Origin of the sequence: Gordonia rubripertincta (assembly GCF_038024875.1) — a bacterium.
GTDB lineage: Bacteria > Actinomycetota > Actinomycetes > Mycobacteriales > Mycobacteriaceae > Gordonia > Gordonia rubripertincta.
The window spans coordinates 2356623-2378858 of the sequence record NZ_CP136136.1; the positions used below are offsets into that span (position 1 = coordinate 2356623).

15 protein-coding genes are annotated in these 22236 nt (G+C 66.0%); 13 read left to right on the forward strand and 2 right to left on the reverse strand.

The features are described from left to right. Positions 1 to 211 precede the first annotated feature (211 nt). The 13 genes from RVF83_RS10725 (at position 212) to RVF83_RS10785 (ending at position 19943) form a co-directional block, all read left to right on the forward strand. Positions 212 to 1441, forward strand: a complete 1230-nt coding sequence (locus RVF83_RS10725) for an ABC transporter ATP-binding protein (protein WP_005199659.1) — start codon at positions 212 to 214, stop codon at positions 1439 to 1441. Next, the gene (locus tag RVF83_RS10730) at positions 1438 to 2244 is read left to right on the forward strand and encodes an MlaE family ABC transporter permease (RefSeq protein ID WP_005199661.1); all 807 of its coding nucleotides are present in this window, start codon (positions 1438 to 1440) and stop codon (positions 2242 to 2244) included. The genes RVF83_RS10725 and RVF83_RS10730 overlap by 4 nt, the downstream gene beginning before the upstream one ends. A 56-nt stretch (positions 2245 to 2300) precedes the next feature. Then, positions 2301 to 3128, forward strand: coding sequence for an MlaE family ABC transporter permease (locus RVF83_RS10735; protein WP_081598192.1), 828 nt, complete (start codon positions 2301 to 2303; stop codon positions 3126 to 3128). Positions 3129 to 3130: 2 nt separating this feature from the next. Next, positions 3131 to 4468, forward strand: coding sequence for an MCE family protein (locus RVF83_RS10740; RefSeq protein ID WP_005199664.1), 1338 nt, complete (start codon positions 3131 to 3133; stop codon positions 4466 to 4468). Beyond that, positions 4465 to 5547 carry an MCE family protein gene (locus tag RVF83_RS10745; protein ID WP_005199666.1) on the forward strand — a complete coding sequence of 361 codons (1083 nt, stop codon included), beginning with the start codon at positions 4465 to 4467 and terminating at the stop codon, positions 5545 to 5547. Before RVF83_RS10740 ends, RVF83_RS10745 begins: the two co-directional genes overlap by 4 nt. A gap of 5 nt (positions 5548 to 5552) precedes the next feature. Further along, positions 5553 to 6644, forward strand: a complete 1092-nt coding sequence (locus RVF83_RS10750) for an MCE family protein (protein ID WP_039880842.1) — start codon at positions 5553 to 5555, stop codon at positions 6642 to 6644. Further along, a complete protein-coding gene (locus tag RVF83_RS10755; protein WP_005199668.1) occupies positions 6644 to 7993 on the forward strand; it encodes an MCE family protein in 1350 nt (449 codons plus the stop codon). Before RVF83_RS10750 ends, RVF83_RS10755 begins: the two co-directional genes overlap by 1 nt. Continuing rightward, positions 7993 to 9297 carry an MCE family protein gene (locus RVF83_RS10760; protein WP_005199669.1) on the forward strand — a complete coding sequence of 435 codons (1305 nt, stop codon included), beginning with the start codon at positions 7993 to 7995 and terminating at the stop codon, positions 9295 to 9297. The genes RVF83_RS10755 and RVF83_RS10760 overlap by 1 nt, the downstream gene beginning before the upstream one ends. Next, entirely contained in the window at positions 9294 to 10535 is a 1242-nt protein-coding gene (locus RVF83_RS10765) for an MCE family protein (RefSeq protein WP_005199670.1), read from the forward strand. Before RVF83_RS10760 ends, RVF83_RS10765 begins: the two co-directional genes overlap by 4 nt. Positions 10536 to 10629: 94 nt before the next feature. After that, positions 10630 to 11274 carry a hypothetical protein gene (locus tag RVF83_RS10770; RefSeq protein WP_210735179.1) on the forward strand — a complete coding sequence of 215 codons (645 nt, stop codon included), beginning with the start codon at positions 10630 to 10632 and terminating at the stop codon, positions 11272 to 11274. Continuing rightward, a complete protein-coding gene (locus RVF83_RS10775; protein WP_005199672.1) occupies positions 11274 to 12113 on the forward strand; it encodes a hypothetical protein in 840 nt (279 codons plus the stop codon). Before RVF83_RS10770 ends, RVF83_RS10775 begins: the two co-directional genes overlap by 1 nt. A gap of 328 nt (positions 12114 to 12441) precedes the next feature. Then, positions 12442 to 15948 (forward strand): DNA-directed RNA polymerase subunit beta, encoded by a 3507-nt coding sequence (locus RVF83_RS10780; RefSeq protein WP_174351902.1) that lies wholly within the window; start codon positions 12442 to 12444, stop codon positions 15946 to 15948. A gap of 38 nt (positions 15949 to 15986) precedes the next feature. Further along, a complete protein-coding gene (locus RVF83_RS10785) occupies positions 15987 to 19943 on the forward strand; it encodes a DNA-directed RNA polymerase subunit beta' (RefSeq protein ID WP_005199674.1) in 3957 nt (1318 codons plus the stop codon). 66 nt (positions 19944 to 20009) lie between these two features. On the opposite strand, the gene RVF83_RS10790 is transcribed toward RVF83_RS10785, so the two are convergent. Together RVF83_RS10790 and glsA are read right to left on the reverse strand one after the other, a co-directional pair. Then, entirely contained in the window at positions 20010 to 21005 is a 996-nt protein-coding gene (locus RVF83_RS10790; RefSeq protein ID WP_005199675.1) for an alpha/beta hydrolase, read from the reverse strand. Next, positions 21005 to 22228 (reverse strand): glutaminase A, encoded by a 1224-nt coding sequence (gene glsA / locus RVF83_RS10795; RefSeq protein ID WP_005199676.1) that lies wholly within the window; start codon positions 22226 to 22228, stop codon positions 21005 to 21007. Before glsA ends, RVF83_RS10790 begins: the two co-directional genes overlap by 1 nt. Positions 22229 to 22236: the final 8 nt, after the last annotated feature.

Below are 22236 nucleotides of genomic sequence, written 5' to 3' on the forward strand. Positions count from 1 at the left end.
GTCCGACTTTCCTCACCACCTAACATCAGCTAATGTCATCGACGCGGCGTGGTTACCTGCCGGTAGCTTCCGCCGCTGCCAACGCTGAGGGTGCCGGTCGCTCTGTGAGCGGTCGCTGGTCGGTTACAGTGACCCCAACCACAAATGCCACCGGTTGGTGTGCGGTCACACCGTGGCCGCCTTCGGGGGCAGCGATCGTCTGGAGGAAGTTGTGGGTGTTGAGGTCAGTGTCGAGGGGCTCACGAAGTCGTTTGGTTCGCAGAATATTTGGCGTGATGTCACGCTGACCCTCCCTGAGGGTGAGGTGTCTGCGCTGCTCGGTCCGTCGGGTACCGGTAAGTCGGTGTTCTTGAAGACGTTGATCGGGTTGCTGCATCCCGAGCAGGGGTCGGTGATCGTCGATGGCACCGATATCACGCAGTGTTCGGCCAAAGAGCTCTATGAGATCCGCAAGCTGTTCGGTGTGCTGTTCCAGGATGGTGCCCTGTTCGGTTCGATGTCGTTGTTCGACAACATCGCGTTCCCGCTTCGTGAGCACACGAAGAAGAAGGAGAACGAGGTCCGCGACATCGTGATGGAGAAGATCGATCTGGTCGGTCTGACCGGTGCCGAGGACAAGCTTCCCGGTGAGATCTCCGGTGGTATGCGCAAGCGTGCCGGTCTGGCGCGCGCGTTGGTGCTCGATCCGCAGATCATTTTGTGTGACGAGCCGGATTCGGGTCTGGATCCGGTGCGTACCGCCTACATCAGCCAGTTGTTGATCGACATCAACGCCCAGATCGATGCGACGATCCTGATCGTGACGCACAACATCAACATCGCGCGCACGATCCCGGACAACATCGGCATGTTGTTCCGGAAGGAGCTGGTGATGTTCGGTCCGCGTGAGCAGTTGCTGACCTCGGAGCAGCCGGTGGTCAAGCAGTTCCTCTCCGGTGACCGGTTCGGTCCGATCGGTATGTCGGAGGAGAAGGACGAGGCCGTCCAGAAGCAGGAAGAGGCCATGCAGGCCGCGGGTATCTCCGGTGGTGGTACCAAGGAGGACTTCACCGAGATCATCCCGCAGGTCCAGCCCAATCCGGGTATGCCCGAACGCAAGGCGGTCGCCCGTCACCGTGAGCGCGTGCATGCGATGCTGCCCGGCCTGCCGCAGAACGCGCAGGAGGCCATCCGTCGCAGCCAGGAGCAGGAAGACCAGATCCGCGAGGAGAGCCGCGCCCACGCCGAGGATGTGGCGAACGGACGCCACAGCGGGGACAACGAGTGGACGAGCGCTTCCTCGGGGAACCTGGCCGTCGCCGACGCCAAGACCGACGTGATCGACTACGGCGGCAGCGATGCGCCGACAGAGCAGTGGCAGACGCCCGGTGGCGGCGACGCACTGACCAAGCCCAGTCATCGTGCTTCAGACGCAAACGAAGGGCGGACGATCCAGGGATGACCAATGCCACCACGCGTGGCGTCGACCGAATCGCGCAGGCCGGAACGGGCGCCCTAGCCCAGACCGGCAATATCGTTCAGCTCTTCGTCGATGTTGCACGCCAGACCTTTGTGCGCCCGTTTCAGTGGCGGGAGTTCATCCAGCAGGCGTGGTTCATCGCCAGTGTGACGATCCTGCCCACCGCCCTGATCGCGATTCCGTTCGGCGCGATCGTCTCCTTGCAGACGGGTTCGCTGATCAAACAACTCGGCGCCGAGTCGTACACCGGTGCGGCCAGCGTGTTGGTGGTCATCCAGCAGGGGTCACCACTCGTGACCTCGCTCCTCATCGCGGGTGCGGCCGGGTCGGCGGTTGCCGCCGACCTCGGTTCGCGCACCATCCGCGAGGAGATCGACGCGATGGAAGTGTTGGGCATCAACCCCATCCAGCGACTCGTGGTCCCGCGTGTGCTGGCCATGGTCCTGGTCGCGATACTGCTCAACGGTCTGGTCGCCGTCATCGGCATCGGTGGTGGTTACTTCTTCAACGTGGTGATGCAGGGCGGCACCCCGGGCGCCTACCTGGCGTCGTTCGGTGCCCTCGCCCAGCTGCCCGACCTCTGGGTGTCGACGCTGAAGGCCGCGGTCTTCGGTGTCCTCGCCGGCGTCGTCGCCGCCTACAAGGGCCTCAATCCCAAGGGCGGCCCGAAGGGTGTGGGTGACGCCGTCAACCAGAGCGTCGTCATCACATTCCTTCTGCTGTTTCTCGCCAATCTGATCATCACTGCGGTCTACCTGCAGATCGTCCCACCGAAGGGGAGCTAGTCGTGACCGATGGTGGCGGCGGCGTGACGATCGCCAAGAGCAGGCCCGAGTACTACATGTACGAGGCCCGCAAACAGCTGGGCAGACCACTCAAGGTGCTCGACGGCGCCGGTGAGCAGATGTCGTTCTACGGCCGCACGCTCGCGTGGATGCCGAAGACGCTGGTGCACTACACCCGTGAGGTCCTGCGCCTACTCGCCGAAGTTGCCTTCGGCTCGGGCGGACTCGCGGTGATCGGCGGCACCATCGGCGTGATGGTGCTGATGTCGGGCTTCACCGGCGTCGTCGTCGGCCTTCAGGGTTATGCGGCACTCGACCAGATCGGGTCGCAGGCACTGACCGGCTTCCTGTCGGCCTATGTCAACACCCGTGAGGTGGCGCCTCTGGTGGCGGGCCTCGCCCTGTCCGCGACCGTCGGCTGTGGCTTCACCGCCCAGCTCGGCGCCATGCGCATCTCGGAGGAGATCGACGCCCTCGAGACGATGGCCGTGCCGTCGATCCCGTTCCTCGTGTCGACGCGCGTGATCGCCGGGTTCATCGCGGTCATCCCGCTGTACGTGCTCGGTCTGCTGTCGGCGTACCTGGCGTCTCGGGTGGTCACGACGGTCTTCAATGGACAGTCAGGCGGTTCCTACGACCACTACTTCAACCTGTTCCTGCCGCCGGCCGACGTGCTCTGGTCGTTCGGCAAGGTGCTGGTCTTCGCCTTCGTGATCATCCTGGTGCACTGCTACTACGGCTACTACGCATCGGGTGGACCCGCAGGTGTGGGCGTGGCCGTCGGTCACGCGGTCCGCTCGGCACTGGTCCTCATCGCGATCCTCGACTTCTTCCTGGGACTCGCGATCTGGGGCACCACGACGACGGTCAGAGTGGGAGGTTAGCGGTGTCGGTCCTGCGTAGAAGGCTGCTCGGCCTGGTCTTCTTTCTCGTGGTCGCACTGTTCCTCACCGCGACCATCACCAAGTTCAACAAGACGTTCCAGGACTTCACCGACGTCACCCTGATGACCGACTCCACCGGCAACGCGCTGCCCGCGAACGCCGACGTGAAGGCGCGCGGCATGGTCGTCGGCGAGGTCCGTGAGGTGAAGCCGGCGCCCGACGGGTCGGTCGAGGTCATCCTCGGCCTCGACCCGAACAAGGCGAAGGAACTGTCGGACAAGACCACCGCGCGGATCCTGCCGAAGACGCTCTTCGGCGAGCGGTACGTGGCGCTGCAGGTCCCCGAGGACAACACCGGACCGACGCTGACCAACGGCGCGACCATCGAGACCGATCGCAGCGGCAACGCACTCGAGGTCCAGGAGTTGTTCGACAAGCTGCTTCCGGTCCTCGACGCCATCCCGCCGCAGGATCTCAACGCCACGCTGACCGCGCTGTCGAAGGCGTTGTCGGGCCGCGGTGAGCAGCTCGGCACGACGCTCGAAGAGCTCGACCAGATCTTCGTCGAGGTCAACAAGAACCTGCCCGACCTCGAGGGCACCCTCGAGGGCCTGGCGACCTTCTCGCAGACCTACTCGCAGGCGCTGCCCGACGTCGTCGACGCGCTGGACTCGTTCCGGACGACGTCGAACACCATCGTCGAACGGCAGGCAGATCTGCGGACGCTCATCGCGACCCTCGGTGTGGCATCCGACGACCTCACCGGCTGGCTGCGCCAGAACCGCACCGACCTGATCGACCTCGCTGTCGACTCGGAAGAGTTGCTCGTCGGACTCGCGAAGCAGTCGCCGACCTTCGTCTGCACGTTCCGCAACTTCGTGGGTCTGATCCCCGAGTCACGCAGAATCGTGGGCGAGGGCACCAAGAACCCGGGTGTGCGGGTGAACCTGCAGTTCATCAATCCTCGTGGCCGCTATCTACCGAACCAGGACGAACCCCGCTTCATGGATCTCGACCCACCCGCCGTCTGCTACGAGCCCCCCACCGACGGTCGCCCGTTCCCGCAGTATCCGGGTGGCAGTCTCGCCGACGGCAGCTACCAGCCGCCGTCACGCAACGCCGGTCCGCGCAACGTTCAGAAGCTGCCGCAGCCGCAGTTCAGCGGCGTGCCTGCCGGTACCGCATCGGTCCGGTCCAACCCGTTCGACGATCCGGACTACCGCAAGCAGCTGCAGGTCATCTACGGCGCCACGAGCGGCCGTTCGCCGGAGTCGGTGCCGACCTGGGTGACCATGATCGCCGGCGGTTCCCTCCAGGGAGCGCAGGTCGAGATCAAATGAGGTCGATAATCGCGCCCCTGGTCAAGCTGATCATCTTCGCGGTCGTCACCGTCGTGACGACCAGCCTGCTCGCGATCACCATCGCGAACGCCGGCGGCGGCGGAGACGCGAAGTTCAAGGCCGTCTTCGACGACGCCACCCTGCTGAACTCCGGCGACGACGTCCGCATCGCCGGCGTGCGAGTGGGACAGGTGGAGAAAGTCGAGGTCTACGACCGCAACCGGGCGATGGTCTCGTTCAACCTCGACCGCGACCGGTTGCCCGACGGGACCCAGCTCTACATCCGCTATCGCAACCTCACCGGCCTGCGGTATCTGGCGCTCGAACGCGGCGCCGGCGACCCGGCCCGGACCGTGTCGCAGGGTCACACGTTCGGGTTGGACGAGGACGACGACTCCACCCACCCGCCGGTCAACCTCACCGAGTTGTTCAACGGGTTCCGGCCGCTGTTCCAACAGCTGTCGGCCGACGACGTCAACAAGCTGACCTCCGAGATCATCGCGGTCTTCGACGGTCAGGGCGGCTCGATCACGCGGCTGGTCAGCGACACCGCGGACCTGACGAACGCGATCGCCGACAAGGACAAGGTGATCGGTGAGCTGATCGGCAACCTCACCAAGGTCCTCGACACGGTCAACCGCAACGACGAGCAGTTCACCAGCCTCCTCGACAACACCGAGAAGTTGGTGACCGGGCTTGCCGCGCAACGCGGTTCGGTAGGATCGGCGATCAGTTCCGTGTCGAATCTGACCTCGGTGACCGCGAACATCCTCGGTGCGACGCGCCCGTCGATCCAGGGCGACATCGCCGGACTGAAGTCGCTGTCCGACGAGATCAACAAGCGCAACGAGGACATCGAGGAGACGCTGACCAACCTCCCGGTCAAGCTGCGCAAGGTCGGCCGGGCCGCGACCTTCGGTTCCTGGTTCCAGTTCTATCTGTGCGGTATCGACGTCGTCGCCGGCAACGGCAAGTCGACGCTGCTGACACAGCCGCTGGTGCCGCTGCCCGACATCAATCACGTGCTCTACACCAGTGCGGCCACCCGTTGCTGGGCTGACGAGAAGCCAGGGGGGTGACCACGATGGCAGACGAGAACAACCGCGCCGACGACAACGGCGACGACGACGCCGCGAAGCAGCCGGCGCAGCACCCGCATCGCCGCTTCGGCGGACGACGCAGCCCGGTCAGCATCGGCGCCATCGGTGTCCTGATCCTCCTGATGCTCGGACTCAGTGCCTTCTACCTGACCGAGGTTCCGCTGCTGGGCGCCGGCGCCCGCTACACCGCGCAGTTCACCGAGGCCGCCGGACTCAGGGCGGGTAATGAGGTGCGCGTGGCAGGCGTCAAGGTCGGCGAGGTCGAGAGCGTGAAGCTCAACGGCGACCGCGTCGACGTCAGCTTCAAGGTGGAGAACACCTGGATCGGCGACCAGACACAGGCATCGATCCAGATCAAGACGATCCTGGGGCAGAAGTACCTGGGACTGAACCCGCGTGGCAGTGAACCGGCCGACCCCGACGTTCCGCTCACCGACACGGTCTCGCCCTACGACGTCATCGAGGCGTTCTCGGGTGCGGCGCAGCAGATCGAGGACTTCGACAACGATCAGCTGGCCGAGTCGATGCGCGTGCTGTCGGATGCCTTCTCCGGTACGGCCGGCAACACCGGACCCGCGCTCGACGGTCTCGCGCGGTTGTCCAACACGATCGCCAGCCGCGACCAGGAGGTGCAGAAGCTCCTCGCCGCGACCAAGGACACCTCGAAGCTCCTGGCCGATCGCAACGAGGAGTTCGTGCGCCTGATCGGCGGCGCGGGCCAGCTGCTCGACGAGTTGAACAACCGGCAGCAGTCCATCTCCGCTCTGCTGGCCAGCACGACGAGCCTCGGCGACTCGCTTACCGGCATCGTGCGCGACAACGAGGAGCAGATCGGCCCGGCGCTCGACGCGCTGAAGGGCGTGAACGAGCTGCTGCAGCGTCAGAACCAGAACATCCGCGACACGATCAAGAACATGGCGCCGTTCTACCGCCTGTACGCCAACGTCCTCGGCAACGGCCGTTGGTTCGATCAGGTCGTGGTGAACCTACTGCCGCCGGCGCTGCCGCAGCAGAACACCACACGGCCGCCGAACAAGATGGCGATGGAAAACAACGGCGGAACGGGGGCAGGCTGATGACCGCACCAGACCTGACACAGATCTCCGGCCCCGGCCGCTGGTTCACCCCGCGGCACATCGTCGCGCTCATCCTCGGGCTGATTCTCGCGCTCGTCGTCGCGGGCGCCCTGTGGTGGGTGTTCTCCGCGATCGGGACCACCAAGATCACCGCGACGTTCAAACGTTCGGTCGGCATCTATTCCGGTTCCGACGTCCGCATCCTCGGCGTGGCCGTGGGCAAGGTCGATTCGGTGACGCCGCAGGGTGAGACGGTGAAGGTGACCATGACGGTCGACCGCGGCATCACGCTGCCCGAGAACGTCCGTGCCGTGCAGATGATCCCATCGGTCGTCGCCGACCGTTTCGTGCAACTGACCCCGGCCTACTCGGGAGGCCCGAAGGCCGGTCGCGACATCACCCTGAACGAGGACCAGACCATGGTCCCGGTCGAGGTCGACGAGCTCTACGCCAGCGTCAAGGAACTGTCGGACGCCCTCGGGCCCGACGGCGCGAACAAGACCGACGGCACCGGACGCCAGGGCGCGGTGAGTGAACTCGTCGCGACGGGCGCCGAGAACCTCGCCGGCAACGGCGAGAAGCTCGGAAAGGCCATCGAGAACCTGTCGAAGGCCTCCACGACGCTGAGCGATTCGCGGAACAACCTCTTCGACACCGTCAAGGGCCTCAACACCTTCGTCGGCGCGCTGCGCGAGAACGACGCCCAGGTGCGGCAGTTCAACACCCAGATGGCGTCGTTCAACAGGTTCCTCGCGGGTGAGCGCGAACAACTCGCAGCCGCGCTGAACAAGTTGTCGATCGCGCTCGGGGATGTGGCCGGCTTCCTGGCCGACAACCGTGAGCAGATCGGGGAGACGGTCAAGGACCTGCAGCCGACCACGCAAGCGCTGCTCGATGAGAAGAACAACCTCAAAGAGGTCCTGACGGTCCTGCCGGTGGCCATGAACAACCTGATCAACGCCTACGACGCGGAGTCGGGAACGCTGGCCCTGCGTCTGACGATCCCGGAGCTGCAGGACCTGATCGGCGCGCAGTGCCGCCTGCTCGATCTGGGCGCGCTGATGCCGGGAAACCCGCAGTTCACGCAGTTCAGCAACACTCTGCGCCCGCTGATCAACCAATGTGAGGCCATCGGCAAGCAGATCACCGACGGGGTGCTCGAGCCGGTGTTACCGGTGCTGCCCTTCGGCATCATGAGCAACAACAAGCTGCAGAAGGCACCGGTTCCGGGCACGGTTCCGGGCAACCCCGACCCGCAGATCAACACGCCTGCACCGTCGGCGACGAAGACCCCGTCGACGAAGCCGTCACCGAGCTCGAGTGCCCCGCGACCCCGGGGAGGCAACTGATGAACCGACGCTCCGTACGGACCACCCTGGCCGGCGCCGCGCTCTCGCTGACCGTGATGGTGTCGGGCTGTATGTCCGGCGGCATCCAGTCGATCCCGCTGCCCGGCGGCGTCGACACCGGGAGCAGCCCGCGCACATACAAGATCCAGTTCGACGACGTGCTCGACCTGGTGCCGCAGTCGATGGTCAAACGCGACGGCATCCCCGTCGGGCGCGTCACCAAGGTCGAGGTGCCGAACGACGCCTGGTTCGCGCAGGTCACCGTCGAGGTCCAGAACGACGTCGACCTGTCCGACGAGGCGCAGGCCAGCGTCCAACAGACCTCGCTTCTCGGTGAGAAGTTCGTGTCGCTGAGCGATCCGGACAACAGCGCGAACGCGCCGCGGCAGAATCCCGCCGAGCCGATCCCGGTGGACCGCACGCGTACCGCGACCGACATCGAGCAGGTTCTCGGAGCCCTGGCGTTGCTGCTGACCGGCGGTGGCATCAACCAGCTGCAGCCGATCGTCTCGGAGCTGAACAAGACGCTCGGCGGCCGTACCGACGAGGTGCGCAGCCTGATCGATCAGACGGAGAAACTCATCGCGGGGCTCAATCGTCAGCGCGACGACATCGTCGCCGCGATCGACGGTCTCGCGGATCTGTCCGCACGGACCGAGAAGCAGACCGCACAGATCGACCGCATCCTCAAGCAGCTCCCCGAGGGCATCGAGGTGCTCGAGGAACAGCGACCGCAGTTCGTCGACCTGCTGACCAAGCTCGATCAGCTCGGTCAGGTCGGTACCGATGTGCTGGGCAAGTCCCGCACGGCGCTGATCAACGATCTCAAGGCGCTGCGGCCGATCCTGAGCGAGCTGACCAAGGCCGCACCGGACCTGATCACCGCGGCGCCGCTGATGCTGACGCTCCCGTTCCCGGACTGGGTCCTCCCGGCCTTCCACGGTGACTCGGCCAATCTGTTCATGACGCTGGACCTGCGCATCCTCAACCAGCTCGAGGCCCTCGGCGTCGGGCAGGGGACACCGAAGTACTCGCCGCCGGCCCGCGTGAAGGTGCCGGTCAATCCGCGCAACCCGTACTACAACGGCAACGGGCCGCGGTACGGCTGGCCGACGATCACGCTGCTCCCGCCGGCCCCGAACTCACGGCCGGGACCCAACACCCCACCGTCGGGTGGCACCTACCCGGCCTCGGCGCCCGTACCGGCGGCGCCCGGCCAGGGGGTTCTCGACAGCCCGCTCGCGGCCATGGGTCTGGCCCCCAAGTCCCAGGCCCCTGAGTCACCGACAGGAGCAGGACGATGATCGGCAAGCTCGTCAAGATCCAGCTGATCGCCTTCGTCATCGTCGGCCTCGTCGCACTGGCCTACGTCGGCGCGAAGTACGCACGGCTGGACAAGCTGGTCGGCGTCGGCATGTACACCGTCACCGCCGAGCTGCCCGCCTCCGGCGGCATCTTCACCAACGCCGAGGTCACCTACCTGGGTGTGCCGGTCGGCCGGGTCGGTGCGCTCGACCTCACCCAGGAGGGTGTCGACGTCAAGCTCGAGCTCGACTCGGGCGGACCGAAGATCCCGGCGTCGGCGGTGGCCGTGGTGGCATCGCGTTCGGCGATCGGTGAGCAGTACGTCGACCTGCAGCCGACCTCGGCGTCGGGGCCCTATCTCGAGAACGGCTCGACCATCCGGGAATCGCGGTTGCCCGAGCCGCTCGAGGACGTGGTCAAGTCCGCGGTCGACTTCACCTCGTCGATCCCGGTCGACGACCTGCACACCGTCATCACCGAACTGGGTAACGCATTCAACGGCCAGGGGGAGAACCTCACCCGGCTCGTCGATTCCCTCGGCAAGCTCTCGCGGGCCGGCGTCGACAACCTGAGCGAGGTGGTCGGGCTGATCCAGGATTCGAACGTCGTCCTGGCGACACAGGCCGACCAGTCCGACGCAATCCTCAGCTGGTCGCGCAACCTCGACCTGATCACCGCGACCCTGGCGTCGTCGGATCCGGATCTGCGCCGGCTGCTGACCACCGGCACCTTGTCGGCGACGCAGATCTCCGAGTTGATCCAGAAGAACGGCAACGACATCTCCAAGGTGGTGAAGGATCTCGCCGAGGTGGCGCGCACGATCGAGCCGGTCACCTACACGACGTCGATGACGTTCGCGATGCTGTCGGCACTGTCTGCGGGCAGTCACTCGCCGGCTCCCGGTGACGGTCAGATCCACTTCGGTATCGTCCTGGAGACCAACAACCCGGCCTCGTGTACCCGCGGTTACGAGGGGACCCAGGAGATCATCGCGGAGATGAAGCGCAAGAACCCGAACTTCGACGTCCACTACGACGAGTTCCCGTTCAACACCGAGGCCCGATGCAAGGTGCCGTTCGGGAACCCGACGGGTGTGCGCGGCGCCGACCGTGCGCAGTACGCCAACCCGGCGTACCCGCAGCCGTGGGACAACACGCCGAAGAAGGACCCGGACAAGCTGAACCTCAACCCGCTCGCCATGCAGCTCAGTGCGCTGCTCGGCGTGCGGCCCAAGTAACGACGCGCGGCCTGCCGAGCCCGACGCCCCGCCCAGCGCGGGCCGATCGGGACTTAGGCTGTGCTCAGGAGCGATCTATACAGTGTCTTCTGCTATGACTGGCACCTCGACAATCACCGGCCCCGAGACCCCGGATTCCTCGGGTTCGACGACGACCCGCGTGGGACTACTCGCGCTGTCCGTGGTCGCGGTGATCGCGGCACTCGTGTGCGTGGCGGTCTTCGGTGTCCAGGCCATGGGTGCGTACGCCACCAAGGACGCGCGCGACGAGGCGACCCAGGCAGCCGAGCAGGCCGTCCTGAACATCACCACGATCGACCCGGCGAACATCGACGACTTCCGTCAGCGCGCGGAGGGTTCGCTTACCGGCAAGGCCAAGCAAGAGGTCCTCGGCGACGCGACGGACGGCGATGAGAAGGCCGGCGACGAGAAGGCCGGCGAGACCGGCAACGTCCTCGACGTGCTCGCCGAGGCGGGGGAGAACACCGCGAAGCTCAGTGCGCGGCTGCTGCGCAGTGCGCCGAGCGAGGTCGACGACGAGGGTGGCAAGGCGAAGGTCCTCGTCTACGTCCTCACGACTCTCCAGCGCGCCGGGGAGCCGAACGTCGACCAGACGCGCGGCTTCCAGGTCAGCATGACCCGTGAGGGAGACACCTGGAAGGCCGAGAACGTCGCCGGTCTCGAGGGCATCGAGTACGCCGACGCCGGCCAGGCGCCCGCGACGGGAGGCGGAAACTGATGGCACCGACCCCGAACCAGCCCCCGCGCAAGCGACGTCCGACGCCGAAGGTCGCCGGACACACCCGTGCCGCGCGTTCGGACGCCGACGAGCTGGCCACCGAATCCGGTGTGTCCCTGTCGAAGTCCGACGACGCGGAAGTCTCCGTGCCCGCTGAGGAGCGAGGAGCGGAGACGCCGGGCCTCGAAGGGGCCGAACCCACCCCGCCCACGACCAGGACCCGCCCGGTGTCGCGGGTTTCGACCCTGCGTCCCAGCGGAACGCAGACAGGCGCGGACGGTCCGTCGTCGACCGGTTCTGGGCCGTCTCGGCCGGCCCCCGAGCGGGGACCGGCGAAGAAGCGCAATCCGCTGCTGTTGACCGCGATGCTGGCCGGGGTGGCCGTGCTGCTCGGCGTCGCCGCGGTGATCCTGGCCTTCCGGCCGGGCCTCGGGGAGAACCGGGCGTTCGTCGATCAGAGCGCCACCACCGAGCTCATCGGCCAGTCGCAGGAGCAGATCTGCGCGGTGTGGGGACACGAGCACACCGACCTCGACGGCTGGGCGAAACGCGCCCAGAACGCGCTCACCGGAGATGCGCGCAAGGAATTCGACGAGTCGCTGAAGACCCAGCGCGACCTGATCACCCAGACCAAGTCGGGAGCCGAATGCCGGGTCGACGCGGTCGGCGTCACCAACCTGTCCGGCGCAGGCGACGGCGCGCGTGCGACGGTCATCGCGAACCTCATCATCAGCGAGACACAGAACAGCATCGCCACCAACAGTCTCGCCCCGCGTGTCCAGTTCGCGATGGTCAAGGAGGGGGATACGTGGCGGATCCAGGGCGTCGAGCCCTTCTGATCGCCGCGTGAGCGCCAGGTAGACGGGTGACTCGCGGGACAAGTTGGCGAAATTGGCGCGTACCGCTTGACGTTTGGGCGTTGTCGGGCCAGGCTGTGACCAGCGGTCGACGTGCAGGCAGCCACCCGTGCGAAATCGCTTCTTGACGGGCTTGACAAAGTGCGTCTATTTTCTGCTACAGTTGGACGTTGCGCTGGCTGCCTCCTGTCCATCAATCGATCCTTCTACGGCCACTCTTAGTTGTGTGTGCTGCGGTGATCGCCGATCTCAGGGTGTCACCAGCGAACGGCCCATCAAGCCACCGCACATCTAGGTTGTGAATAACGTCGTGTTGGAAGGACGCATCTTGGCAGTCAACCGCCAGTCCACCTCAACAATCCCCGGCGCGCCGCATCGCGCGTCGTTTGCAAAGATCAGCGAGCCGCTGGAGGTCCCCGGCCTCCTCGACCTCCAACTCGATTCCTTCGAATGGCTCGTCGGGTCCCCGGAGTGGCGCGCCAAGGCGATCGCCCGCGGAGAAGAGAACCCGACGGGCGGGCTGGAGGACATCCTCCACGAGCTGTCCCCGATCGAGGACTTCTCCGGGTCGATGTCCCTGTCGTTCTCCGAGCCGCACTTCGACGAGGTCAAGGCCTCCGTCGAGGAGTGCAAGGACAAGGACATGACCTACGCGGCGCCGCTGTTCGTCACCGCTGAGTTCATCAACAACAACACCGGTGAGATCAAGTCGCAGACCGTCTTCATGGGCGACTTCCCGATCATGACCGACAAGGGCAGCTTCATCATCAACGGCACCGAGCGTGTCGTGGTGAGCCAGCTGGTCCGCAGCCCCGGCGTGTACTTCGACGCGTCGATCGACAAGGCCACCGAGAAGACCCTGCACACCGTCAAGGTGATCCCGGGTCGCGGTGCGTGGCTGGAGTTCGACGTCGACAAGCGCGACACCGTGGGTGTGCGTATCGACCGCAAGCGCCGTCAGCCGGTCACCGTGCTGCTCAAGGCCCTCGGTTTCACCACCGAGGAGATCACCGAGCGCTTCGGCTTCTCCGAGATCATGATGTCGACCCTGGAGAAGGACAACACCGCCAACCAGGACGAGGCGCTGCTCGAGGTCTACCGCAAGCTGCGTCCGGGTGAGCCGCCGACCAAGGAGTCCGCGGAGAACCTCCTGGAGAACCTGTTCTTCAAGGACAAGCGCTACGACCTCGCCCGCGTGGGCCGCTACAAGGTCAACAAGAAGCTGGGCCTGACGGACAACCCGATGTTCGGCGAGTCGACCCTGACCCGCGAAGACATCATCGCGACCGTCGAGTACCTGGTGCGTCTGCACGAGGCCGACCCGCACACGACCACCTACATGACCGTGCCCGGTGGTGTGGAGGTTCCCGTCGAGGTCGACGACATCGACCACTTCGGCAACCGTCGTCTGCGTACCGTCGGCGAGCTGATCCAGAACCAGATCCGCGTGGGCCTCTCGCGTATGGAGCGTGTCGTGCGTGAGCGCATGACCACCCAGGACGTCGAGGCGATCACCCCGCAGACCCTGATCAACATCCGTCCCGTCGTGGCGGCGATCAAGGAGTTCTTCGGAACCAGCCAGCTGTCGCAGTTCATGGACCAGAACAACCCGCTGTCGGGTCTGACCCACAAGCGTCGTCTGTCGGCGCTGGGCCCGGGCGGTCTGAGCCGTGAGCGTGCCGGCCTCGAGGTGCGCGACGTCCACCCGTCGCACTACGGCCGTATGTGCCCGATCGAGACCCCTGAGGGTCCGAACATCGGTCTGATCGGTTCGCTCTCGGTGTACGCGCGGGTCAACCCGTTCGGCTTCATCGAGACCCCGTACCGCAAGGTCGTCGACGGTGTCGTCACCGACGAGATCCAGTACATGACCGCCGACGAGGAGGATCGCTTCCTCATCGGTCAGGCCAACACCAACTTCGACGGCAGCGGCCGTATCACCGACGAGCGTGTGCTGGTGCGCAAGAAGGGCTCCGAGGTGGAGTTCGTGGGCGCCACCGATGTCGAGTACCTCGACGTCTCGCCGCGTCAGATGGTGTCGGTCGCGACCGCGATGATCCCGTTCCTCGAGCACGACGACGCGAACCGCGCCCTGATGGGTGCGAACATGCAGCGTCAGGCCGTGCCGTTGGTGCGCAACGAGTCGCCGCTGGTCGGTACCGGCATGGAGCTCCGTGCCGCCGTCGACGCCGGTGACGTCATCGTGTCGTCCAAGACCGGTGTGGTGGAAGAGGTCTCGGCCGACTACGTCACCGTCATGTCCGACGAGGGCACCCGTGACACCTACCGGATGCGCAAGTTCGCGCGTTCGAACCACGGCACCTGCGCCAACCAGCGTCCGATCGTGGACGAGGGCCAGCGCGTGGAGGCCGGTCAGGTCCTCGCCGACGGCCCCTGCACCGAGAACGGTGAGATGGCGCTCGGCAAGAACCTGCTCGTGGCGATCATGCCGTGGGAGGGCCACAACTACGAGGACGCGATCATCCTGTCGCAGCGCCTCGTGGAAGAGGACGTCCTCACCTCGATCCACATCGAGGAGCACGAGATCGACGCCCGCGACACCAAGCTCGGTGCCGAGGAGATCACCCGGGACATCCCGAACGTCTCCGACGAGGTCCTCGCCGACCTCGACGAGCGCGGCATCGTGCGCATCGGTGCCGAGGTCCGCGACGGCGACATCCTGGTCGGCAAGGTCACCCCGAAGGGCGAGACCGAGCTGACCCCGGAAGAGCGTCTGCTGCGTGCCATCTTCGGTGAGAAGGCCCGTGAGGTCCGCGACACCTCGCTGAAGGTGCCCCACGGCGAGACCGGCAAGGTCATCGGCGTGCGCGTGTTCAGCCGCGACGACGACGACGATCTCGCGCCCGGCGTCAACGAGCTGGTCCGCGTCTACGTGGCCCAGAAGCGCAAGATCCAGGACGGCGACAAGCTCGCCGGTCGCCACGGCAACAAGGGCGTCATCGGCAAGATCCTCCCGCAGGAGGACATGCCGTTCCTGCCCGACGGCACCCCGGTCGACATCATCCTGAACACCCACGGTGTCCCGCGTCGTATGAACATCGGTCAGATCCTGGAGACCCACCTCGGGTGGATCGCCAAGGCCGGCTGGAACATCGACGTCGCCAACGGTGTTCCGGAGTGGGCCGAGAACCTGCCCGAGGACATGTACTCGGCGGAACCCGACACCAACACCGCCACCCCGGTGTTCGACGGTGCGCGTGAGGAGGAGCTGACCGGACTGCTGTCCTCGACGTTGCCCAACCGCGACGGCGAGGTCATGGTCAACGGCGACGGCAAGGCGACGCTGTTCGACGGTCGTTCCGGCGAGCCGTTCCCGTACCCCGTGGCGGTCGGCTACATGTACATCATCAAGCTGCACCACCTGGTCGACGACAAGATCCACGCTCGCTCGACCGGTCCGTACTCGATGATCACCCAGCAGCCGCTCGGTGGTAAGGCGCAGTTCGGTGGTCAGCGCTTCGGTGAGATGGAGTGCTGGGCGATGCAGGCGTACGGCGCCGCCTACACCCTGCAGGAGCTGCTCACCATCAAGTCGGACGACGTGGTGGGCCGCGTGAAGGTCTACGAGGCGATCGTCAAGGGCGAGAACATCCCGGAACCGGGCATCCCCGAGTCGTTCAAGGTGCTTCTGAAGGAACTTCAGTCGCTCTGCCTGAACGTCGAGGTGCTCAGCTCCGACGGTGCCGCCATCGAGATGCACGACACCGACGACGAGGATCTGGAGCGCGCTGCTGCCAACCTCGGAATCAACCTGTCGCGCAACGAGTCGGCGACCGTCGACGACCTCGCCAACTGATCCTCACCACTGACAACAGAGCTCTGGAAAGGTAACAAGTGCTCGACGTCAACTTTTTCGACGAACTGAAGATCGGCCTGGCCACGGCCGACGACATCCACAACTGGTCATACGGTGAGGTCAAGAAGCCGGAGACGATCAACTACCGCACGCTCAAGCCCGAGAAGGACGGCCTGTTCTGCGAGAAGATCTTCGGACCCACCCGCGACTGGGAGTGCTACTGCGGTAAGTACAAGCGCGTCCGCTTCAAGGGCATCATCTGTGAGCGCTGCGGCGTCGAGGTGACCAAGGCCAAGGTGCGCCGTGAGCGCATGGGCCACATCGAGCTGGCCGCACCGGTCACGCACATCTGGTACTTCAAGGGTGTGCCGAGCCGGCTGGGCTACCTGCTCGACCTGGCGCCGAAGGATCTCGAGAAGATCATCTACTTCGCCGCCTACGTGATCACCGCTGTCGACGACGAACTGCGTCACAACGAGCTCTCGACCCTCGAGGCCGAGATGGAGGTCGAGAAGAAGGCCGTCGCCGATCAGCGCGACGCCGACCTGAACGAGCGTCAGCAGAAGCTCGAGCAGGATCTCGCCGAGCTCGAGGCCGAGGGTGCCAAGGCCGACGTGCGCCGCAAGGTGCGCGACGGTGCCGAGCGCGAGATGCGTCGTATGCGCGACTCCGCTCAGCGTGAGCTCGACGGTCTCGAGGAGATCTGGGACAAGTTCGTCAAGCTCGCCCCGGGCGACCTCATCATCGACGAGAAGCTGTACCGCCAGCTCGAAGAGCGCTACGGCGAGTACTTCCAGGGTTCGATGGGTGCCGAGGCGATCAAGAAGCTCCTCGAGAACTTCGACATCGACGCCGAGGCCGAGTCGCTGCGCGAGACCATCCGCAGCGGCAAGGGCCAGAAGAAGCTCCGTGCTCTCAAGCGCCTCAAGGTCGTCGCCGCGTTCCAGCAGTCGGGCAACTCGCCGCTGGGCATGGTCCTCGACGCCGTGCCGGTGATCCCGCCGGAGCTGCGTCCGATGGTTCAGCTCGACGGTGGCCGCTTCGCGACCTCCGACCTGAACGACCTGTACCGCCGCGTCATCAACCGCAACAACCGCCTCAAGCGTCTGATCGACCTCGGTGCTCCCGAGATCATCGTGAACAACGAGAAGCGGATGCTGCAGGAGTCGGTCGACGCCCTGTTCGACAACGGTCGTCGTGGCCGTCCGGTCACCGGACCGGGCAACCGCCCGCTGAAGTCGCTGAGCGATCTGCTCAAGGGCAAGCAGGGTCGTTTCCGTCAGAACCTGCTCGGCAAGCGCGTCGACTACTCGGGCCGTTCGGTCATCGTCGTCGGTCCTCAGCTCAAGCTGCACCAGTGTGGTCTGCCGAAGCTGATGGCTCTCGAGCTGTTCAAGCCGTTCGTGATGAAGCGTCTGGTCGACCTGAACCAGGCCCAGAACATCAAGTCGGCCAAGCGCATGGTCGAGCGTCAGCGCCCCGCGGTGTGGGACGTCCTCGAAGAGGTCATCTCCGAGCACCCGGTGCTGCTGAACCGTGCACCGACGCTGCACCGCCTCGGCATCCAGGCCTTCGAGCCGCAGCTGGTGGAGGGCAAGGCCATCCAGCTGCACCCGCTGGTGTGTGAGGCCTTCAACGCCGACTTCGACGGTGACCAGATGGCCGTGCACCTCCCGCTGAGCGCGGAGGCGCAGGCCGAGGCCCGCATCCTGATGCTGTCGTCGAACAACATCCTGTCGCCGGCATCGGGCCGCCCGCTCGCCATGCCGCGTCTGGACATGGTGACCGGTCTGTACTTCCTCACCTCCCTCAAGGAGGGCGCGGCAGGCGAGTACACCCCGGCATCCGCCGACGACGTCGAGCGCGGTGTCTACTCGAGCCCCGCCGAGGCCATCATGGCCGTCGACCGTGGACAGCTCACCGTGCAGTCGCGCATCAAGGTGCGCCTGACCGGGCAGCGTCCGCCGGCCGAGGTCGAGGCCGAGCTGTTCCCCGAGGGATGGCGTTTCGGTCAGCCGTGGACCACCATCACCACGTTGGGCCGCGTGCTCTTCAACGAGCTGCTGCCGATCGAGTACCCGTTCGTCGACGAGCAGATGCCGAAGAAGCGTCAGGCCGCGATCATCAACGATCTCGCCGAGCGCTACCCGATGATCGTGGTCGCGCAGACCGTCGACAAGCTCAAGGACGTCGGCTTCTACTGGGCCACCCGTTCGGGCGTCACCGTGTCGATGGCCGACGTGCTCGTGCCGCCGCAGAAGGCAGAGATCCTCGACCGCTACGAGGAGCGTGCCGACGGTCTGGAGCGCAAGTTCCAGCGCGGTGCTCTCACGCCGGACGAGCGTCGCGACGCACTGGTGGAGATCTGGAAGCAGGCCACCGAAGAAGTCGGTAAGGCCATGGAGGAGTTCTACCCCGAGGACAACCCGATCATCATGATCCCGAAGTCGGGTGCCACCGGTAACCTGACGCAGGTTCGTAACCTGTCGGGCATGAAGGGTCTGGTGACCAACCCGAAGGGTGAGTTCATCCCGCGTCCGATCAAGTCCTCGTTCCGCGAGGGTCTGACCGTCGCCGAGTACTTCATCAACACGCACGGTGCCCGTAAGGGTCTGGCGGACACGGCTCTCCGTACCGCCGACTCGGGTTACCTGACCCGTCGTCTGGTCGACGTGTCGCAGGACGTCATCGTTCGCGAGACCGACTGTGGCACCGAGCGCGGCATCAACGTGCCGCTGGGTGAGAAGCAGCCCGACGGCTCGATCATCCGCGACGCGCATGTCGAGACCTCGGCCTACGCACGCACCCTGGCCGCAGACGCGGTCGACGCCGACGGCAACGTCGTCGTCGAGCGCGGCCACGACCTCGGCGACCCGGCCATCGAGGCTCTCCTCGCTGCCGGTATCGCCCAGGTCAAGGTTCGTTCGGTCCTCACCTGTGCCACCGGCACCGGTGTGTGTGCGCACTGCTACGGCCGTTCGATGGCCACCGGCAAGCTCGTCGACATCGGCGAGGCCGTGGGTATCATCGCGGCCCAGTCGATCGGTGAGCCCGGTACCCAGCTGACGATGCGTACGTTCCACCAGGGTGGCGTCGGTGACGACATCACCGGTGGTCTGCCGCGTGTCCAGGAGCTCTTCGAGGCTCGCGTCCCCAAGGGCGTCGCGCCGATCGCAGAGGTCTCCGGCCGGATTCGCCTCGAGGACGACGACCGCTTCTACAAGATCACGATCATCCCGGACGATGGTTCCGAAGAGGTCGTCATCGACAAGATCTCGAAGCGTCAGCGTCTGCGCGTGTTCAAGCACGAGGACGGCTCCGAGCGTCTCCTGGCCGACGGTGACCACGTCGAGGTCGGCCAGCAGCTCATGGAGGGCTCGGCCAACCCGCACGAGGTCCTGCGTGTCATGGGTCCCCGTCAGGTGCAGATCCACCTGGTCAACGAGGTCCAGGAGGTCTACCGCAGCCAGGGTGTGTCGATCCACGACAAGCACATCGAGACGATCGTTCGTCAGATGCTGCGTCGCGTGACGATCATCGATCACGGTGCGACCGAGTTCCTGCCCGGTTCGCTCGTCGAGCGTGCCGAGTTCGAGGCGGCCAACCGTCAGGTGGTCACCGAGGGTGGCGAGCCCGCAGCCGGACGTCCGGTGCTCATGGGTATCACCAAGGCCTCGCTCGCGACCGAGTCGTGGCTGTCGGCGGCGTCGTTCCAGGAGACCACGCGTGTCCTGACCGACGCGGCGATCAACAGCCGCAGCGACAAGCTGATCGGTCTGAAGGAGAACGTGATCATCGGTAAGCTGATCCCGGCCGGTACCGGTATCAACCGCTACCGCAACATCCAGGTTCAGCCGACCGAAGAGGCACGTGCCGCGGCCTACGCGGTGCCGTCGTACGACGACACCTACTACAGCCCGGACGGCACCTTCGGTGCTCCGGCCGGCGCTGCGGTGCCGCTGGACGACTACGGTTTCTCCAACGAATACCGGTAAGCCGTAATTCAGCTGAAAAGCCCTCGCACTCGCTGAGTGCGAGGGCTTTTCGCTGTCCGGGGTATCTCAGCGCACGGGGAGGGTGGTGACGGTGCGGGTCGAGAGGAGGAGGAGGTCGTAGTAGCGTCCGCCGGGGTAGTAGGTCGGGGTCACGGTGCCGGCCACCATGTCCGACGACCATCCGGTGGCCAGGGTGCGGATGACCCGGCCGTTGCGGGGTCGCGGCACGGCGAGTTCGGAGGCTTCACCGATCAGGTCGGTGGACTCGCCTTCGGCATCGATGTGGATGCCGGTGACCAGTCGCGAGCCGAGGAACTCCTGCCGTGTCGTCTGTTCGAGGACCGCCACCCCGGAGCCGAAGGAGTTGGACACCGACGGCTGGGAGGCGATCACCCGGACGGGGAGCCGGTCGGCGCCGAGAGATGCTGCCGCGGAGGCGAAGTGGCCGCCGAAGAAGGAGTTGACGGGGTCGAACAGCATGAGCCCGGCCAGACGCCGGTAGGCGACCGGGTCCGTTCGGCGGAGTGCGTCGGCCGCGACCACGACGAATTCGCCGCCGGCCGAATGGCCGGCGAACACCATCCGGTACGGCATCGTCACGTCGGGCCGGTGGGCGGCGTCCCGCGCCCGGACGAGACTGGCACCGAGCGGGCTGTCGGCGTCCCGGCCCGACCCGAACACCCCGCCGATGGTGCGGGCGAAGGCCGCGTTGTCGGCGATGTTGTACGCGACGGCGCACCCGCCGAGGTTCACCGAGTCGAGTGTCGGGCTCACCACGAGGAACCCGGCGTCGGCGTAGGCGCGGGCCACGGCGTCGAGATTGGCCGCCGTCCGGGAGAAGCCGTGCTGGAGCCAGACGAGAGCGGTGGGCCGGCCGGCGGGGAAGTACCAGCGGGTGTCGACCCGCACGGGTTTGCCCGCGCACTCGGTGGCCACCGACGACGACACAAAAACGGGACGCGTGGCCGGCGCGGCCGGAACGGCTGCCGGTGTCACCCCGAAAAGCACGACGATGGCGGCGAGGGTCGCGATCCAGGGCACGCGGAACAGTGTCGGGTTCATCATTTCTCGTCGGTGTCCTGGTCTTCGGGGCCCTCGTCCATCAGTTCGTTCGGGTCCTCGATGTGGGTGTCGTGGTCGTCCTCAAGCCGCTTGGCGACCTCGCGCAGCAGTCCGCGTGCGGCGTCGTCCATGACGCGGACGTGGGTGAGGTCGATGACCACCTTATCGGTCGAAAAGCCTTCACACGCACGGCTTGCGATGATCTCCGCACCCGCGAAGCGCACGTCGCCCTGGAGTTCGACGACGGTGGCGCCGTCGTCTTCGTGGACCGAACGCAGCGCCGGCATGCCCGACGGAGCGACGTGCATCATGTGCAATTCCATGTCGCGGGAAAGCCTTTCGAACACGGCGACACCGCGCACGCTGTTGCCTTGTTCGTCGAGCCGCGGTGACCACACCGCGACCCCGACCTGACCGGGGAGGACACCCAGGATCGCTCCGCTCACACCGCTTTTCGCCGGTATCCCGACCCTCGCCATCCAGCTGCCGCTGCCGTCGTACATGCCGCAGGTGGCCATCACCGACAGCAGGTGCCGGGTGATCCAGCCCTCGAGGAGACGTTCGTCGCCCTTGGTGGTGGACAGGCCGCCGTTGGCGAGAACCGAACCCATGACCGCGAGGTCGCGGCAGCTGACCTTGATCGCGCACTGGGCGGCGTACCCGTCGACGACCTCGTCGGGTTCGTATTCGAGCTTGCCCGCAGACCGCAACAGATATGCGAGCGCGGTGTTGTGGTCGTCGGAGGCGAGTTCGGCGGAGTGAACCTCGGTGTCGATGGACAGTTCGCGCCCGGCGAGGGTGCCCACCAGGTCGGCGATCCGGTCGACCCGTTCGGTGGCGCCGTCGCCGTCGACCATGCCGTGGACGGCGATCGCGCCGGCGTTGATGAGCGCGTTGCGCGGGCGGCCGGTCTCGGCCTCGAGGGAGATCTCGTTGAAGGCGTCACCGGACGGCTCGGTGTCCACGCGGTCGAGAACGCCGTCGAGTCCCCGATCCCGCAGCGCGAGTGCGTAGGCGGGCAGCTTCGCGATGGACTGCATGGAGAACTCGTGGTCGGCGTCGCCGGCGGTGTAGACGGTCCCGTCGACGGTTGCCAGCGCGATGCCGAAGGACGACGGATCCGCCCGCTCGAGTTCACGATTGCCGGACATGACGTCCCCGGCGTCGTCGTCGCGGCAGTCCCGGAGAACCTGATGGAGATAGTCGTCGATGGGGGATCGCATATCCCACC

What these genes read in the sequence shown, in the direction of transcription:
- RVF83_RS10735 (WP_081598192.1), top strand. Translation starts at nt 2,301, where the DNA reads ATGTACGAGGCCCGCAAACAGCTGGGCAGACCACTCAAGGTGCTCGAC.
- RVF83_RS10750 (WP_039880842.1), top strand. Translation starts at nt 5,553, where the DNA reads ATGGCAGACGAGAACAACCGCGCCGACGACAACGGCGACGACGACGCC.
- RVF83_RS10765 (WP_005199670.1), top strand. Translation starts at nt 9,294, where the DNA reads ATGATCGGCAAGCTCGTCAAGATCCAGCTGATCGCCTTCGTCATCGTC.
- RVF83_RS10745 (WP_005199666.1), top strand. Translation starts at nt 4,465, where the DNA reads ATGAGGTCGATAATCGCGCCCCTGGTCAAGCTGATCATCTTCGCGGTC.
- RVF83_RS10770 (WP_210735179.1), top strand. Translation starts at nt 10,630, where the DNA reads ATGACTGGCACCTCGACAATCACCGGCCCCGAGACCCCGGATTCCTCG.
- RVF83_RS10790 (WP_005199675.1), bottom strand. Translation starts at nt 21,005, where the DNA reads ATGAACCCGACACTGTTCCGCGTGCCCTGGATCGCGACCCTCGCCGCC.
- RVF83_RS10760 (WP_005199669.1), top strand. Translation starts at nt 7,993, where the DNA reads ATGAACCGACGCTCCGTACGGACCACCCTGGCCGGCGCCGCGCTCTCG.
- RVF83_RS10775 (WP_005199672.1), top strand. Translation starts at nt 11,274, where the DNA reads ATGGCACCGACCCCGAACCAGCCCCCGCGCAAGCGACGTCCGACGCCG.
- glsA (WP_005199676.1), bottom strand. Translation starts at nt 22,228, where the DNA reads ATGCGATCCCCCATCGACGACTATCTCCATCAGGTTCTCCGGGACTGC.
- RVF83_RS10755 (WP_005199668.1), top strand. Translation starts at nt 6,644, where the DNA reads ATGACCGCACCAGACCTGACACAGATCTCCGGCCCCGGCCGCTGGTTC.
- RVF83_RS10730 (WP_005199661.1), top strand. Translation starts at nt 1,438, where the DNA reads ATGACCAATGCCACCACGCGTGGCGTCGACCGAATCGCGCAGGCCGGA.